The sequence below is a fragment of the Fructilactobacillus sp. X2R6C1 genome, from assembly GCF_059901295.1.
This window is the reverse complement of sequence record NZ_JBWXUZ010000085.1, coordinates 1-232: the sequence shown is the minus strand read 5'-3', so window position 1 is coordinate 232 and position 232 is coordinate 1. Positions and strand designations below refer to the sequence as shown.

Annotated in this window: 1 protein-coding gene; it reads right to left on the bottom strand. The window is 66.8% G+C overall.

Going from position 1 to position 232, the window contains the following annotated elements; genetic code table 11:
- On the bottom strand, window positions 1-232 hold a 232-nt coding region (locus AC6UDF_RS07470; protein ID WP_500724275.1), incomplete at both ends, for a LysR substrate-binding domain-containing protein.

The following is a 232-nucleotide window of genomic DNA, read 5'->3' as shown; positions in this document are numbered from 1 at the left end:
ATACCCGTGCTCGCACTCCACCGCTGGCAAGTAGTCCTGGCGCCCGCTGAGGTCGCTGAGGATCTTGCGGATGTTCGGCGGGCGGAAGGTGGTGGCCATCGGGTAGTCGAACAGGTCGCGTGCCTGCACGGCCTCCTGCTCGGTCAGAGGGTGCCCGGCGCGGCAGCAGAAATGCCAGCGTTGTGGCGTCAGCTTGTGCACCTGGTAGTCCGGGTCGGACTCGAACTGGCGC